The organism is Methylomonas sp. LWB, assembly GCF_001856095.1.
In the GTDB taxonomy this organism is placed as follows: domain Bacteria; phylum Pseudomonadota; class Gammaproteobacteria; order Methylococcales; family Methylomonadaceae; genus Methylomonas; species Methylomonas koyamae_A.
Map to the genome: position 1 here is coordinate 101,048 of NZ_MKMC01000100.1, position 15,447 is coordinate 116,494.

The 15,447-nt window shown below is 58.0% G+C and carries 13 protein-coding genes; 6 read left to right on the forward strand and 7 right to left on the reverse strand.

Translation table 11 applies throughout. The annotated features are described in order from the left end of the window. Positions 1–202 precede the first annotated feature (202 nt). From BJL95_RS23085 to BJL95_RS23110, 6 genes are all read left to right on the forward strand, one after another. On the forward strand, positions 203–1,246 hold the full coding sequence (locus BJL95_RS23085) for a hypothetical protein (protein ID WP_139306402.1): 1,044 nt from the start codon (positions 203–205) through the stop codon (positions 1,244–1,246). 68 nt (positions 1,247–1,314) lie between these two features. Continuing rightward, positions 1,315–2,250 carry a hypothetical protein gene (locus BJL95_RS23090; RefSeq protein ID WP_071160917.1) on the forward strand — a complete coding sequence of 312 codons (936 nt, stop codon included), beginning with the start codon at positions 1,315–1,317 and terminating at the stop codon, positions 2,248–2,250. 1,012 nt (positions 2,251–3,262) lie between these two features. Further along, positions 3,263–4,306: a hypothetical protein gene (locus BJL95_RS23095; protein ID WP_139306403.1), complete on the forward strand. Its 1,044-nt coding sequence runs from the start codon at positions 3,263–3,265 to the stop codon at positions 4,304–4,306. A 68-nt stretch (positions 4,307–4,374) separates the two neighbouring features. Then, positions 4,375–5,319 carry a hypothetical protein gene (locus tag BJL95_RS23100; RefSeq protein WP_071160919.1) on the forward strand — a complete coding sequence of 315 codons (945 nt, stop codon included), beginning with the start codon at positions 4,375–4,377 and terminating at the stop codon, positions 5,317–5,319. A 282-nt stretch (positions 5,320–5,601) separates the two neighbouring features. Beyond that, entirely contained in the window at positions 5,602–6,693 is a 1,092-nt protein-coding gene (locus tag BJL95_RS23105) for a hypothetical protein (RefSeq protein WP_071160920.1), read from the forward strand. 219 nt (positions 6,694–6,912) lie between these two features. Next, positions 6,913–8,439, forward strand: coding sequence for a tetratricopeptide repeat-containing sulfotransferase family protein (locus tag BJL95_RS23110; protein WP_254786887.1), 1,527 nt, complete (start codon positions 6,913–6,915; stop codon positions 8,437–8,439). Positions 8,440–8,611: 172 nt separating this feature from the next. On the opposite strand, the gene rluB is transcribed toward BJL95_RS23110, so the two are convergent. The 7 genes from rluB to BJL95_RS23145 form a co-directional block, all read right to left on the reverse strand. Then, entirely contained in the window at positions 8,612–9,337 is a 726-nt protein-coding gene (rluB, locus tag BJL95_RS23115) for a 23S rRNA pseudouridine(2605) synthase RluB (protein WP_083386234.1), read from the reverse strand. A 16-nt stretch (positions 9,338–9,353) separates the two neighbouring features. After that, on the reverse strand, positions 9,354–10,451 hold the full coding sequence (scpB, locus tag BJL95_RS26140) for an SMC-Scp complex subunit ScpB (protein ID WP_368086621.1): 1,098 nt from the start codon (positions 10,449–10,451) through the stop codon (positions 9,354–9,356). Between the two features lie 112 nt (positions 10,452–10,563). Beyond that, positions 10,564–11,385 (reverse strand): ScpA family protein, encoded by an 822-nt coding sequence (locus tag BJL95_RS23125; RefSeq protein WP_064025837.1) that lies wholly within the window; start codon positions 11,383–11,385, stop codon positions 10,564–10,566. Positions 11,386–11,436: 51 nt separating this feature from the next. Continuing rightward, a complete protein-coding gene (locus tag BJL95_RS23130) occupies positions 11,437–12,090 on the reverse strand; it encodes a site-2 protease family protein (protein ID WP_064025835.1) in 654 nt (217 codons plus the stop codon). 4 nt (positions 12,091–12,094) lie between these two features. Continuing rightward, positions 12,095–12,718: an L-threonylcarbamoyladenylate synthase gene (locus BJL95_RS23135; protein ID WP_064025833.1), complete on the reverse strand. Its 624-nt coding sequence runs from the start codon at positions 12,716–12,718 to the stop codon at positions 12,095–12,097. A 39-nt stretch (positions 12,719–12,757) separates the two neighbouring features. Further along, a complete protein-coding gene (tsaB, locus tag BJL95_RS23140; RefSeq protein ID WP_071160922.1) occupies positions 12,758–13,444 on the reverse strand; it encodes a tRNA (adenosine(37)-N6)-threonylcarbamoyltransferase complex dimerization subunit type 1 TsaB in 687 nt (228 codons plus the stop codon). Positions 13,445–13,519: 75 nt separating this feature from the next. Further along, on the reverse strand, positions 13,520–15,439 hold the full coding sequence (locus BJL95_RS23145) for an ATP-dependent DNA helicase (RefSeq protein WP_071160923.1): 1,920 nt from the start codon (positions 15,437–15,439) through the stop codon (positions 13,520–13,522). Positions 15,440–15,447 lie beyond the last annotated feature (8 nt).

The window sequence follows — 15,447 nt, forward strand, 5'->3', positions numbered from 1 at the left end:
CCCGGCCACGCAACCAAACGACACCGAACATTCGCCGACAGACATTGAGCTGCGAACCGATGCTTCGAAAAGCGAATCACGAATTCGTTGCATCCGTCAAGCCACACCAGCGGCAAAACAAGTGTTACCGCTTCGTAAGCGAATGGCTGGTAACCGCGCGTCGTTTTGGCGATATTCGTCAATTCAAACCCAGGAACAGATCATGCTCAACCCTAAACCACTTTCCCGCGTCATCGCCATGCTCTTGTCGGGCAGCGCGCTGACCGGATTCGGCTCTTCCGTTGCGAATGCCGCCGCGGTAACCTCCTACAACGCCTTCAATCACGATCGGTCGGTGCCGAACGCACTGGTTTCTGGAGGCAACGGCACCGACGGCTGGATGCGGACCACCACCAACGCTTGCGGTACTGCGGGCAGTACCTGCGGTAACGGTCCCGCTACCTTTGACAGTCCAAACAAAACATTATCCGGTGGTAACGCCGCGGTACCCTGGGTCGGCAACGATCCGCGCAACGATGCCAATTTCAATTACGCCGGCAATCAAACGCTGAACTGGACCGCGGTGGTCGGCGCCGGCGATACCGCGGTGATCTCCAAACTGGACTCCAACGCCCGTTACGCCGGCACGGCATTGGCGGACGGCACTACCTTTAACTATGCCGATATCGACACCGCCCGCGGTGCTTGGCACGACGGCGGCAAATCCCCCGGCAGCACCCCGGAAGCCGGCGTCGGCTGGAAGCACGACACCGACATAGGCTTGTTCAAATCGACGGTTACCCAGGTCGTGACCTTGTCGATTCACAGTCTTCTGGAAAACGGTGCCGCCGATCTTACCCCGGACTACGGTTTCACGGTGTTCGAGGGCATGGATACATCCACCGGCAACTACGGCCACCACGGTTCCTGGCACGAATGGGATAGCCAAACGGCCGTCGGTGTTGGCGACAACGCCTATCAAATTACCACTGCCAACCCGTTCACGATTGCCGGCGGCGGCGACGGCAACGGCTTGGAAGCCGACAAATTGATCCTGGACGACGTCTACGGCAACAACGCCAGTTTTTTGGCCGAAGCCGGCAAGGTCTACACCATTTTCTTGGGCGGCTTTCAAGGCGGCGGCTGGACCTATACCAGAAACGACTACGAATTGACGATTTCCGCAGCCCCGGTTCCGTTGCCGGGCGCCGTTTGGCTGTTCGGTAGCGCGATCGGCTTGCTGGGCTGGCAGCGGCGCAAGGCCTGATTCGGATGATGGTTAGGCCCCGGTATGATGCCGATGTTCTTAAAACGATTTTTTAATGTAGAGACCCTATGAAATACACCACACTCTCCAAAGCCATCGCTTACGCTCTAGCCGGCGGCTCGCTGACGCTGGGCGCGATCAGCGACGCCTCCGCGTCGGCCACCACGATGTATAACTTGACCACGGCCTATGGCGCCCCCTGCGCGACCGCCGCCTGCGTACCCAAGCTGGGCGGCGGTACCGACGGCTGGCTTTACGGACTTGGCGGCAGCTCCAACGGTACCGATACTTCGATCGCGGCGTGGGCCGGCACCACCGGCAGCCACAAAACCCCGTTCGGCTACACCGGCGCCCACCTGAACTGGGGCTTGTCGATGACCGGCTACGACAGCGCCGAAATCTCCAGTGCCGACGCCTTCACCCGCTACGGAGTGCACGCCGATATCGACACCGCCAAGGGCGCCTGGAGCGATGCGATTTCACCGGATACCAACGACGCGACTAGACATGCCAGCGGCTGGCGCCACGACCTCGAGTTCGGCCTGTTCAAATCCGAGGTGGACGCCCGAATCACCTTGTCGGCTTCCGGCGTTAATCAGACCGGCACCCAATTCGGCTTCACGATCTTCCAAGGCATGAGCACCAACGCCGATTACTTCCACCACGACGCCTGGAACTCCAACAACAATATTTTCGGCCTTACTCAAGATTCGTTACCGGATGGCTATACCACGTTCGCGGTCGGCGACATTGTCGCCTATAGCGTCGGCGGCGCCACCCCCAGCAACCTCAACACGATCAGCTTCGACGTACTGGCCGGCCAGGTCTATACCATCGTGCTGGGCGGCTATCGTAACGGCGGATGGGGCGATACCATCGACGGGTACAAACTCAGCGTGACTTCGGCACCGCCCAGCTCGGTACCGGCACCCGGCGCGGTCTGGCTATTCGGCACGGCGTTGGCCGGCTACATCGGCGTTCAACGTCGCAAGCGCTCGGTCTAATCGCGACGGCCGCCACGGATGGCGGCGATTATCCACCGCCGACGGGAAAGATTGTTAGTCTGGGATGGCTAACAATCGCACCTCCCTCGCTCAAATCCTTCGACGTCGCTGGCTGTCAGCACCACCTCCAAATTTTACTCAACAGGCGGATCGACGTCTTGACTTTCGCAAGACTTGACGCGTTTCTCGATACCTTGCAGTTTTCTAGCCCAAAAGCCACGCGGCGCTAGCACCTCCAAATACCGCCCAAGCTTCACTCGCCTGCGCTACGCCTCCAAGGTTTTGCGGCGACGGCATGGTATGAATCACCAAAGCCACTGATCTTTATCACTAAACTATGTTACTTAAACTAACAAACGCGTCAAACCACCTATTTTTGGAAAGCACACCTGCTTCCGGGCCTATTGGCAATTACAGATTTCGCCACTGGCTTACTGATCGTGTCGCTAATTTTTAGCTGAATTTCAATATCTTGGAACAAGCATTATGTCAACGCAGGTTGTCGCATCAATTTGGCGCAAATAATGCTTTCTTTATTCCGTACTCAGTCGCAAGCACCCGCAGCCAAGCTACGCAACTAGGGGCTCCGGGAGTTTGCTGGGGTGCGTTACCCGGCTCAACGTCCTGTTTTGCAACACTGGAGATAAGATGAAGATTAACTTTCCTGTTTCTGATTACCACGGTTTTCAGTTTTATCTCGAGCCCTTCGACTGCGATCAGGCGAGCCTAGCCGAAGGGAAATAACAAGGCCCCGCCAAACCGCTGCTGCTTCGTCTGAGCTCTAGGCTATGCCGCCCGCAAGGTTCTGCCTTCCGCATCCATGTAAGTTGAGCACGAACGGTGGGAGAAAAACGTCATTTCGAGAAGTTATTTTTAGCGGAATCCTGAATCGGAAAAACGCTACAGCTTGACCGCGTCAGCGCTTGACCGAAATTTCGGCGATACGGCGCGGAACACCGACCGTCGCGCGACGCCAAGTCGGTATTCGTTAATTCAAACCCAGGAACAGATCATGCACAATCCTAAACCACTTTGCCGCGTCATCGCCATGCTCTTATCGGGCAGCGCGGTGGCCGGATTCGGCTCTTCCGTTGCGAATGCCGCCGCGGTAACCTCCTACAACGCCTTCAATCACGATCGATCGGCGCCTAACATACTGGTCTCAAGCGGTTCCGGAGGCACCGACGGCTGGATGCGGACCAGCGCCAACGCTTGCGGTACCGCAGGCAGTACCTGCGGTAACGGTCCTGCAACCTATAACAACCCGAATAAAGCCGTTGCGGAAGGCAATGCCTCGGTGCCTTGGGTCGGCAACGATCCGCGCGGCGCTAGTTTCGATTACGTTGGCCGCCAAACGTTAAACTGGACCGCCGTCATTGATGCCGGCGATACCGCGGTAATCTCCAAACTGGACTCCAACGCCCGTTACGCCGGCACGGCATTAGCGGACGGCACCATCTTTAACTACGCCGATATCGACACCGCCCAGGGCGCTTGGCACGACGGCGGCAAGTCGCCGAAGAGCACTCCCGGCGCCGGCGCCGGCTGGAAGCACGACACCGACATAGGCTTGTTCAAATCGACGGTGACCCAGGTCGTGACCTTGTCGATTCACAGTCTTCTGGAAAACGGTGCCGCCGATCTTACCCCGGACTACGGCTTCACGGTGTTCGAGGGCATGGATACATCCACCGACAACTACGGCCACCACGGTTCCTGGCATGCATGGGACAACCAAGCGGCCGTCGGTGTTGGCGACAACGCCTATCAAATTACCGACCCCAACCCGTTCACGATTGCCGGCGGCGGCGACGGCAACGGCCTGGAAGCCGACAAGTTGATTCTGGACGATGTCTACGGCAACAACGCCAGCTTTTTGGCCGAAGCCGGCAAGGTTTACACCATCTATTTGGGCGGCTTTCAAGGCGGCGGCTGGACCTTTACCAGAAACGACTACGAATTGACGATTTCCGCAGCCCCAGTTCCGTTGCCGGGCGCCGTTTGGCTGTTCGGTAGCGCGATCGGCTTGCTGGGCTGGCAACGGCGCAAGGCCTGATTCGGATGATGGTTAGGCCCCGGCATGATGCCGATGTTCTTAAAACGATTTTTTAATGTAGAGACCCTATGAAATACACCACACTCTCCAAAGCCATCGCTTACACCCTGGCCGGCGGCTCGCTGACGCTGGGCGCGATCAGCGACGCCACCGCGTCGGCCACCACGATGTATAACCTGACCACGGCCTACGGCGCCCCCTGCGCGACGGCCGCCTGCGTACCCAAGTTGGGCGGCGGCGTGGATGGTTGGCTATACGGTTTCGGCGGCAGCTCCAACGGCACCGATACTTCGATCGCGGCCTGGGCCGGCACCACCGGCAGCCACAAAACCCCGTTCGGCTACACCGGCGCCCACCTGAACTGGGGCTTGTCGATGACCGGCTACGACAGCGCCGAAATCTCCAGCGCCGACGCCTTCACCCGCTACGGAGTGCACGCCGATATCGACACCGCCAAGGGCGCCTGGAGCGATGCCGTGACCGGGGATACCAACGACCCTAACGACCCAGCCAAACACGCCGCCGGCTGGCGCCACGATCTTGAATTCGGCTTGTTCAAATCGGATATCGACGCCCGAATCACCTTGTCGGCTTCCGGCGTGAATCAAAGCGGCACCCAATTCGGCTTCACAATATTCCAGGGTATGAGTAGCAATGCCGACTACTACCACCATGGCTTGTGGAATTCGGACAACAATATTTACGGTTTAACCCAGTACTCGTTGCCGGATGGCTGGACCACGTTCGCGGTCGGCGACATTGTCGCCTACAGCGTCGGCGGCGCCACCCCCAGCAACCTCAACACGATCAGCTTCGACGTACTGGCCGGCCAGGTCTATACCATCGTGCTGGGCGGCTATCGTAACGGCGGATGGGGCGATACCATCGACGGCTATAAACTCAGCGTGACTTCGGCACCGCCCAGCTCGGTACCGGCACCCGGCGCGGTCTGGCTATTCGGCACGGCGTTGGCCGGCTACATCGGCGTTCAACGTCGCAAGCGCTCGGTCTAATCGCGACGGCCGCCACGGATGGCGGATTTTCATTGAGACAGCCGGATTCGGCGTGCCTGGAAAAGTGAGATTTATAGACTAGCTTGCAAACTGACGTTAACTATCCGAGCTTCGTCACAATCTCCGGTTTTGCAATATTGGAAAACGCGGGAGGTAAACGAATACCGGCCAGGGAAAATTGAGGCGTTTTAAAAGTTAAGTAACATCTTAGTGGGAGGCGCGGATATTTTGCTAATTTCAATTTAACGTCATTGCAAACACACAAAAAAATAGGAATAAATTATGTTACAAGCCAAATTAAAAATACGTACCGCAATATCGATGCTGCTGGCTCTACCCGCCGTTTCCGGTCAAGCAGCGATTGTTAGCATCCCTTCTCCTATCCCAGCCGGGCAAACTGTAACGGTTGCCTCTACCGACAGAGTGGTTACCTCGGGCTTGTCCAGTACAAGCGGTTCCGGCCTCAGCGTCGCCGGGGTTTTAAATAACCATGGTCAAATATTTACTAGCGCTTTTGTAGTATCCGGCATATTCGAAAACGACGGCCTGCTGATCGCGAATTACAACTTCAATATCGGGTCCGGCTCTTCCAACGGCACGAACCGAAAAATCATCAATCACCCCAATGGCACCATCCTGGTTAACGGCTACATGGATTTATATTCTCCAGATGCAGTCGTGGAAAATGCCGGGAATCTGCTGTTCGGCCAGCCAGGACAATACTCCAGCGCAATTTTTCCGTATTTTTTAGGATTGATTCATAACACCGGAAAAATGTCATTCAACAAAACATTTAGGGACTCCCAGGGGCAGTTGTGGGACGCGTGTGCCACCGGCGGCGGCGGCGATGGACAAATCGTTAACGATGGACTATTCGAAATTACCCAAAACACTAAATGTGACTTAGGTGGACACCCTTATACCCAAAACTCCGGAACCACAAAAATAGACGGCGTTTTCGACAGCGATGTGGAAATAGACCTTAACGGCGGGGTGCTTACCGGCAGCGGGACGATAAGATACCCAGGAATGAGCCCAAAGGTTACGATCGCCCCCGGCTCGGATCTTGGTACTCTCACCATTGATGGCAGCTTGGATTTTGGAGGATCGATCGAAATGCAGCTTGGCGGCGCGGCCGGTAATGACAAACTGGTCGTAAACGGCAATATGAACCTGGATGGCGCCCGACTGTATGTCTCGTTTCGTGAAGATTACTTGCTGGGGTTTGGCCAAGAAGTCACGCTGATCACCGCCAACAACATTACCGGATACCCTGTTTTAGCGAGCTCTCCACGCTTACCTGGGAACTTGGGTTACGAGCTGGTGCAAACTGCAACGTCGATAAAAATGCGTATCAGCGCCAACCCTCTTTGATCATCTACCAATAGCCTGAAACCGCGTCATGTCCCGTCCGCGATATGGCGCGGTCGCTTACCGCGTCGTGCGCTAGGCGCATCGTTCGAGCCAACGCTGACATCGCCGCACAATGGGCTCGGCAGTCTCAAAAATCAACGCTGATCCACCGCGCGGCAAATTCCATTCACACATCCCACTAATCCAATTTAAACTTGCGGTTTTTTTTGCGAATTCGAAATGGCGTCATTCATGGAACGCGGCCAAGCCGCAGTGCAACAAAAAAACTTCGCGGCCGCGGCCGAATGCTTCGGCAAGGCCCTGGCCGAAAGCCCTAAGGATCCCCAAATCGCCGCCTGTCTCGGCCAATCCTTATGTTGGTTGGGCGATCGCGACGCAGGGCTGAAATACTTACGTCTATCGGGCCAATGGCTGCTGAAAAAAGCCAAAAAAAGCCGCGACACCGGCTTAGCCTTGGACTTGGCCGATCAGCTACAGCACTGGAGCGACTACGACGGCGCACTCGAACTTTGCAAACAGGCGGTACAAATCGCGCCCAACCACGTTCGCGGTTTCCAACTGTTGGCTCTGAGCCATTCCCGGCTGAATCAAAAAAAGCCGGCACTGGCCGCCGCCAAACAAGCGTTGAAATTGGTGCCTGACAATCCGATGCTGACGATACTCGTCGCCACCCTGGAAATATCGGACGGCCAATACCAGCCGGCGCGCGAACGTTTAGCCAAGGCCTTGAGCCATCCCCTGTTGAAGCCGGAAGAAAAATTTCGCGCCCACAAGGAGATGGCCCGGTTGCTGGATAGGCTGGGCGAGTTTTCCCAAGTTTTTGCCCACTTGCGTCCCGCCGCCGATATAGCGCCGCAACTCGTTGAGGTCAAACGGCAAGACGCAACCTTGGTCCCCACGATGTTGGCTGACTATAAAACAGCCTACACCCGCGACTTGCTTGGCCGCTGGGCCGGCCGCGAGTTTCCGGCCGACCTGCCCCCGCCGGTCTTCGTGCTGGGTTTCATGCGTACCGGAACCACGCTGACCCAGGAAGTGCTGGGCACTCACCCCGATTTATTCGTTGCCGACGAAACCGACCTGATCGCCGCGACGGTCAAGGAACTCAGGCGCGTCAACCCGCAAAGCACCCGACAGACCGAATTGTTGGCCGGTTTGGATTGGGACGGCGTATTGCATCTGCGACGGTTTTACTGGGATCGGGCGCGAGCACTGTTCGGCGACCGGATCGGCACGAAACACCTGCTCGACAAAACCACGATGAATTCCATCGATCTTGGTTTCATCAACGCGATCTTTCCGGATGCCAAGCTGGTGTTTTTGCTGCGCGATCCGCGCGACGTTTGCCTGAGTTGTTTCATGCAGACCATGGTTCCCACGCCGTCCACGGTGCCATTGCTGACTTGGCTCGGCACGGCGCGCTTTTACGGCCAGGTGATGGATTGGTGGCTGACCGTCAAGCCAATGTTGACGATGGACTTTGTCGAACTGCGTTACGAAGATGCGGTATTCGACTTCGAAGCAACGTTCCGGCGGGTGTTCTCGCTGATCGGTCTGGATTGGAACCCCGCTGTCGCCGAATTCCACCAGCGAGCGGCCGGCAAATACATTGCCAGCCCAAGTTACGAGCAAGTCGCCCAACCGTTGTATTCGTCGTCGGTCGGCCGTTGGCGCCATTACGCCGATGAGTTCGCCGAAATTGAAGCCGAACTGAAACCCTTTCTGGCCGCGCTGGGCTACGACTGAAGAATCGGCCGGCGCATCGCGGGCGCTCCGGCCAACCGCAATCGCCGGACGCGACAGCGATGCGTTACTTGGGAATCGTTGAGCAAATGACATACATACCGGTGTCGGCACACCATTGATCGCGACCGAAGCCGCTCCCGCCGAAATTTTCCGCTCGGGCAATACCCGCGCGTTAGGCCAGGCCGACAAAAGCCAGTAATTCCTGCAATTCCTTGGCTTCCAGTTCGTAGAACGAATGGGCGCGCACCCGCTCCGGCAGTACGATATCGCCGTAACGCACCCGTATCAGGCGACTGACTTTGACGCCTTGCGATTCCCACAAGCGGCGCACCAAGCGATTACGGCCCTGCTTGACCGTCGCGTAAAACCACTTGTTGGCGCCCTCGCCGGCATAGAAACTCACCTCCTCGAAATGAGCGGGGCCGTCTTCCAGTTCCACCCCGTTTTTCAGGCGTTCCATCATGTCGTCGCCGACCTCACCGAGGATGCGCACCGCGTATTCGCGTTCGACCTCGCGCGACGGATGCATCAAACGGTTGGCCAGCTCGCCGTTATTGGTGACCAACAGCAGGCCGGAGGTGTTGATGTCCAAACGACCAACCGCAATCCAGCGGCCGACGGCCAAGCGCGGCAACTGGGTAAAAATCACCGGCCGGCCTTCGGGATCGCGACGGGTTACCAATTCGCCAACCGGCTTGTGGTACACCAACACGCGGGTCGGTTGCTCGGCATACTTCTCCCACTTGACGATGCGGCCGTTAACCGCCAAATGATCGCCAGGTTTCAAGTGATAACCCGGCTGGATACGGTTGCCGTTGACCGTCAGCTTGCCTTCCTCGATCCAACGCTCGATTTCTCGCCGCGAGCCCAAACCGGCCCGCGCCAGGAACTTCTGGATGCGTTCGCCGCTCGCGTCAGTGGAGAGTGCGCTCGGGAGTGTCGCCGGACCGGGTTTCGTCGAGCCGGGCTTCGTCGGACTCGGCTTCGGAAGGTTGGTTTTGCGCTTGGGCGGTTGGGCCTTCGCCGACTGGGGTTTGCTGGGTTTGCGGTCTTTCACGGGATTCCTGTGGTGCTGGCGGTTGAGCGGACGAGCCGAGGTCCATGTCGACAATCTCTTCCAATGGCGGTAATTCGCTCAACGACGTTAAATTGAAATAATCCAAAAACTGCTTGGTTGTGCAGTAAAGCGCCGGCCGGCCGGGCACTTCCTTATGGCCGACCACCTTGACCCACTCGCGCTCCAGCAGCGTCTGGACGATGGAGGTACTGACGCTGACGCCGCGGATGTCTTCGATCTCGCCGCGCGTCACCGGTTGCCGGTAGGCGATAATGGCCAGCGTTTCCAGCAGAGCTCGCGAATAACGCGCCGGGCGCTCCTCGAACAGCCGGCCGACCCAATGCGCCAAACCTTCCCGCACCTGAAAACGGTAACCGCTGGCCAGGTGTTTCAGGCCGACCGGCCGATCGGCGTAGTCGCGGGCGATTTCTTCCAACGCGATCTGAATCGCCAGCGTATCCGGTTGTTCCAGTTCGGGAAAGGTTTCCTGAATCTGTTTGACCGTCATCGGCCGATTGGCGGCGAACAGAATCGCTTCGACGATGCGCTTGGTATTCACATTGGCCTCCAGCGGATAGTCGAAGACCGCCGGCCTTGGCTCGCTCCGCTCGGTAACCGCCACCCGCCAACCGTCGGCCAAGGCCAACGGCAATCTCGGCACGCGCTTGCGCTGGCTAACGGCGGGCGCGGCCGGCCGCGGCATTCGCCAGTCACCGCGCCGGTTGGGCGGCAAGCGCGCCGAGGACTTATTGCGCCCGACCGATGTGGCAGCGGATGTCGGGCATCGCCAATCGCCGCGCCGGCCAGCCGCGAGGCGCGCCTTACTGGGTCTGAAACCACGCGAAACGTCGGCATCGATCGCCGCCGGCTCCACCGATTCGACGTTTGCGATTGCTTCGGTCGGCGCGGCGATGCCGGCATGGCGCTCGACCGACCAACCTCGCGGAAAACGCACGGCTCGGCGCCGGACCTGCACATAGACCGTGACGGGCTCCGGCTTGACTCTGGGCTTGCGCGGTTTGGCTGTGACGGGAACATCGGCGACGGTAGCGGCGAACGACGGCGAATCAGTCGCCTGTAGCGGTATTGGCTCTAAGCCGGACGTGGATGCCGGCGTAAGGCTCGGGCTGGAAGATGTCGAGGAGTCGCTCCTTGGAGAGCTCAAGGATGGCAAGAAACGCGACAACCACCCCGTTTTTTCCTTCACTTCGGGTAAAACACGCTGAGAAATGGAGCTGATCTGCTCCGTCAAGTTTTTCCAAAATGGCTGCCATTCGTTCACGGACTGATAAAGGCTCTTTACTGATATGGTGGTGACTAAGTCGTTCGGCGCGCTTCAAGACATCCTGGAGGGACAGTAACAGCTCGCCGAGCTCGATGTCCGGCAAAATCTGCCTGATGCCGATTGTCGAAACGTCGACAACCGCTTCGAACGTATCGCGTTCGTGGCGCGGCAAGCGGTCGATTTCCTCGGCGACTTTTTTGATCGCTTCGTATTCCTGCAATTTGCGGATCAGGAAGGCGCGCGGGTCCTCCTCCTCTTCCTCGCTTTCCGGCTGGCGCGGCAGCAGCATCCGCGATTTGATTTCCGCCAGCAGCGCGGCCATCACTAGATATTCGGCCGCCAGCTCCAGACGCAAATTGTCCATCATGTCGATGTAGGCGATGTACTGCTTGGTGATTTGGGCGATCGGGATATCGAGAATATCCAGATTCTGTCGGCGGATCAAATACAGCAGCAAGTCCAACGGCCCTTCGAACGCATCCAGAAACACTTCCAGCGCATCCGGCGGGATGTACAAATCGTCGGGCAAGGTTTGGAACGGCTCGCCGAGCACCAGCGCAATCGGTTCCGGCGCCGTTTCCACCGGTAACTCCACCGCATTCATCGGTTTAAGCGAACATCCGCTCGGCGCTTAAAAAACCCATCCGAAACCGCTTCACATGCCGGCGAGCGTGAAAAACAATTGCTGCGCATAAAACATCGGATACGCCAGTAAAAAGCTGAGCACGTCGGTCGCCAGTAAAATCAGCAACACGATGAAACCGTAACGTTCGAATTGGTTATAACGCCATGCCCAATAATCCGGCAACAATCCGGACAATACCCGGCTGCCGTCCAACGGCGGAATCGGTAGCAGGTTGATCATCATCAACACCAGATTGATGGTAATGCCCGCCACGCCGCTGTAAATCAACGGCATCGAGACGAATTCGAACTCCAGCGCAACCCCTATCCTAGCCAGCAAGGCCCAGGCTATTGCCATGCACAGGTTGGCCAACGGACCGGCCAACGCCACCATCATCATGGCTTTTTTGGGCTGCTTGAAGTTGCGGGCGTCGATCGGTACCGGCTTGGCCCAGCCGAAGATAAAACCGGTAAACGTGATTAACAGCAGGCCGGGAATGATGATGGTGCCGAGCGGGTCGATATGCCGCAACGGATTCAGCGTCAAGCGGCCTTCCCGTTCGGCGGTTTTGTCGCCGTAGCGTTTGGCCATCCAGCCATGGGCGACTTCGTGGCCGGTAATCGCGAAGACTACCGGCAAACTCCAAACCACGACGCGTTGCACCAAGGTCAGTTCTTCCATCATAGTCTCAAGCCTCCAGCATCGGCGCTATACCTATGCCCTGTCTGACGATTTCGATGCCGTTGTCGCCGCAGGCGATCACAGTCGTGGCGCGCGCTTCGATAGTTCCCGTGCTCATCACCAAATCCAGTTCGTGTTCCAGGCCGAGGCGGATTTCGTAAGGGTCGCTCAGCGCCTCTTCGTCGCCGGGCAGAATCAAGGTCGCCGTCAATAGCGGTTCGCCCAGTTCTTCCAACAACATCGCCGCCACCCGGTTGTCCGGAATTCTGACGCCGATGGTTTTTTTCTTGGGGTGTTGCAAGCGCCGAGGCACCTCGCGGGTGGCGTCCAACAAAAACGTAAACGGTCCCGGCGTCAACTTCTTGATCAGCCGATGGGCGTCGTTACCCATCTTGGTGAAGGTCGACACCTGGGTCAGATCGCTGCAGCACAGTGTGAAGTTATGCTTGTCGTCGAGCCGGCGAATCCGGCGGATGGTGTCCATTGCCGCCTTGTCGCCGATATGGCAACCCAGCGCGTAGGAAGAGTCGGTCGGATAGGCAATGACGCCGCCCTTCCGAACGATTTCCGCCGCCTGCCGGATCAAGCGCTGCTGCGGATTGTCCGGATGAATCTCGAAGAACTGTGCCATTGACCCGATGAAACTGCCGCGTAAGGGCGGCATTGTACCTTATCTTTCCGATTCCTTTTTCGCCACTTTGTCGCGCAGGTAGACCGGCATGGCCTCCTCGACCGGCACGGCCAGCCCCTTCATAAAGTCGCGCACGCCCAATTGAGCGATACAGGCGGCCCTCGGCCAAACGTCGACTTCGACGCCTTGCACCAGTTCGCCCAGGCATTCAGCCAACTGGGCACAATACACGCCCCAGCCCGAACCGACGCCAAAACCGACGGCTTCGGGAAACGCCACCTCTCCCGCCGGCGTCACGACTTCTATGCCAAGCAATTTGGCGAAATGTTCATTATCTCGCTGATACACCGCCCAGTAAATTTCATCCATCCGGGCGTCCATCGCGGTAAACGCCATCTCGGCCAATGATTGTTTGTTGAAAAAATCCTGGGCGATCGCGGCCAGCGTCGAGACCGGCACCACCGGCAGATCCGCGCCGAACGCGATGCCCTGAACGAGGCCGCCGGCAATCCTAACCCCGGTGAACGACCCCGGCCCACGCCCCACCGCGACCGCGTCGAGTTGCCGAGGTTTTAGTTCGGCGTCGGCCATCAGCTCGTCTATCATCGGCAAAATCAGTTTGGTGTGGTCGCGCGGCGCGACGGCGAAGCGCTCGACAATCTCGCCGTCGAAAAACAAGGCGGCCGAACAAGCATCGGTGGAAGTTTCTACTGCCAGTAATTTCATAATTCAGTTCGAGTAACAGAGTTGATCAAAAACGCGTCCGATGCTTCGCTGGCCCGATCGGGCCCCAGTATCGAGCTAATCCGATACTTCGTTAAAAAACCGCCGCACATCTTCGATGTCGCGACTACGCCGCATCGCCGGCACGCTATCCAAAAACATCTGTCCGTAGGAACGCTTTAACAAGCGCGGATCGCAAACCATCAGTACTCCGCGATCGTTGACATCGCGGATCAGGCGTCCGATACCTTGCCTGAGCATGATAATCGCACTGGGTAATTGGTGTTCGAAAAACGGGTTGCGGCCCTGCTTTTCGATGGCGCTCATCCTGGCCTTCAACACCGGATCGCCGGGCGAGGCAAACGGCAGTTTGTCGATAATGACGCAAGATAAGGCATCGCCGCGCACGTCCACGCCTTCCCAAAAACTGGCGGTGGCCAATAGTACCGCGTTGCCCAGCTCCTTGAACTGGTCCAATAGGGCAGCCTTGGACCGGGTACCTTGCACCAGTAGCGGATGATCGATCCGGCCGTCCAGTAATTGGGCGGCTCGTTGCAAAGCCCGGTGACTGGTGAATAGAAAGAACGCCCTGCCCCGGCTGGCTTCCAGCACCGGCAGCGCGAATTCGACGATTTTGTCGGTGAAATCCTGATCGTTAGGTTGCGGCAAGCCCTTGGGGTGGTAAAACAACGCTTGCTTCGGGTAGTCGAACGGACTTTCCCAACTCCGGCTGTCGGCGCCGCTCAAACCCAGACTGCGCGAGAAATGCGCGAAATTGTTGGCGACGCTTAACGTCGCCGAGGTGAATATCCAGGCCGCCTTGTGGCGGGCCATGAAGCCGCGAAATTCCTTGGCGATGTCCAGTGGCGTGCGGCTGAGCGTGAACGACTTGTTATAGGTTTCATACCATTTGATCCACTGCCCGTCCCGGTCGTTGATCAACGTTTCCAGCTGCGTGTCCAAGGCTTCGGCGCGGTCGAAACAGGACTCCAACCCCTTGCTACGCACCGAAGCGCGTTCGAGCTGATCGGTCAAGCGCGCCAATTGCTTTTGCAAGGACTCCAGCGCGCCGGCGATTTTCGGGTTGGTCTCGATATCCTGCCAGTCGCCGCGCCGCAATTCCAAGCCGAAGGCCAGACGCATGTCCTTGACCTCGTGCTGTAAGTCTTCGCAAGCGGTGCGTAGATCCGGCATATCCTTGGCGTCGGTGAAATATTCGGCCAACGCGTCGTCGGCCAGATCGGTCAACTGTTTGCCGCTAATCGTCACACCTAGGAAATTGGATGCGGTATCGGCCAACTGATGGGCCTCGTCGATGATGACGACTTCGGCGTCCGGCAACAATTCGCCGAAACCGGTTTCCCGAATAGACCAATCCGCGCACAACAAATGGTGGTTGACCACGACGACGTCGGATTCCTGGGCCTGCTTGCGGGCCTTGACCAAAAAGCAATCGGCGTAATCCGGGCATTCCTGGCCAAGGCAATTGTCGGCGGTCGAGGTGGCGTGAAACCAGATCGGATCGCCGTCCTGGACGTCGGCGACTTCGGAAACGTCGCCGGCCTTGGTGCGCTTACCCCAGGCATGAATTTTGGCCAGCGCCGCGGCGTCTTCCTGGCTGTAGCCGAAGGCCGAATTCAAGGCCTGATCCAAACGGTAAGTACACAGGTAATTGGCGCGCCCCTTCAGCAGGCTGGCTTTGAACGGCGTGCGGGTCAGCGCCTTTCGGATAACCGGAATGTCCTTGTTGAACAATTGGTCTTGCAGATTCTTGGTGCCGGTCGAAACGATGACTTTCTTACGCGACAGGATGGCGGGAATCAGATAAGCAAAGGTTTTACCGGTCCCGGTGCCGGCCTCGGCAATCAAATGTTGCCCGGCGGAGATGGCGTCGGCGATGGCTTGCGCCATTTCGATTTGCGCGGCACGCGGCGCGTAGCCGGGGATGGCCTCGGCCAACGCGCCGGCATCGCCAAAGATGTCGGCGAGTTCGGCCATTTGCAAGT

Excerpts from the sequence above, each read along its gene's own strand:
- BJL95_RS23085 (WP_139306402.1), top strand. The coding sequence starts at position 203 with ATGCTCAACCCTAAACCACTTTCCCGCGTCATCGCCATGCTCTTGTCG.
- BJL95_RS23090 (WP_071160917.1), top strand. The coding sequence starts at position 1,315 with ATGAAATACACCACACTCTCCAAAGCCATCGCTTACGCTCTAGCCGGC.
- BJL95_RS23095 (WP_139306403.1), top strand. The coding sequence starts at position 3,263 with ATGCACAATCCTAAACCACTTTGCCGCGTCATCGCCATGCTCTTATCG.
- BJL95_RS23100 (WP_071160919.1), top strand. The coding sequence starts at position 4,375 with ATGAAATACACCACACTCTCCAAAGCCATCGCTTACACCCTGGCCGGC.
- BJL95_RS23105 (WP_071160920.1), top strand. The coding sequence starts at position 5,602 with ATGTTACAAGCCAAATTAAAAATACGTACCGCAATATCGATGCTGCTG.
- BJL95_RS23110 (WP_254786887.1), top strand. The coding sequence starts at position 6,913 with ATGGCGTCATTCATGGAACGCGGCCAAGCCGCAGTGCAACAAAAAAAC.
- BJL95_RS23125 (WP_064025837.1), bottom strand. The coding sequence starts at position 11,385 with ATGAATGCGGTGGAGTTACCGGTGGAAACGGCGCCGGAACCGATTGCG.
- BJL95_RS23130 (WP_064025835.1), bottom strand. The coding sequence starts at position 12,090 with ATGATGGAAGAACTGACCTTGGTGCAACGCGTCGTGGTTTGGAGTTTG.
- BJL95_RS23135 (WP_064025833.1), bottom strand. The coding sequence starts at position 12,718 with ATGGCACAGTTCTTCGAGATTCATCCGGACAATCCGCAGCAGCGCTTG.
- tsaB (WP_071160922.1), bottom strand. The coding sequence starts at position 13,444 with ATGAAATTACTGGCAGTAGAAACTTCCACCGATGCTTGTTCGGCCGCC.
- BJL95_RS23145 (WP_071160923.1), bottom strand. The coding sequence starts at position 15,439 with ATGGCCGAACTCGCCGACATCTTTGGCGATGCCGGCGCGTTGGCCGAG.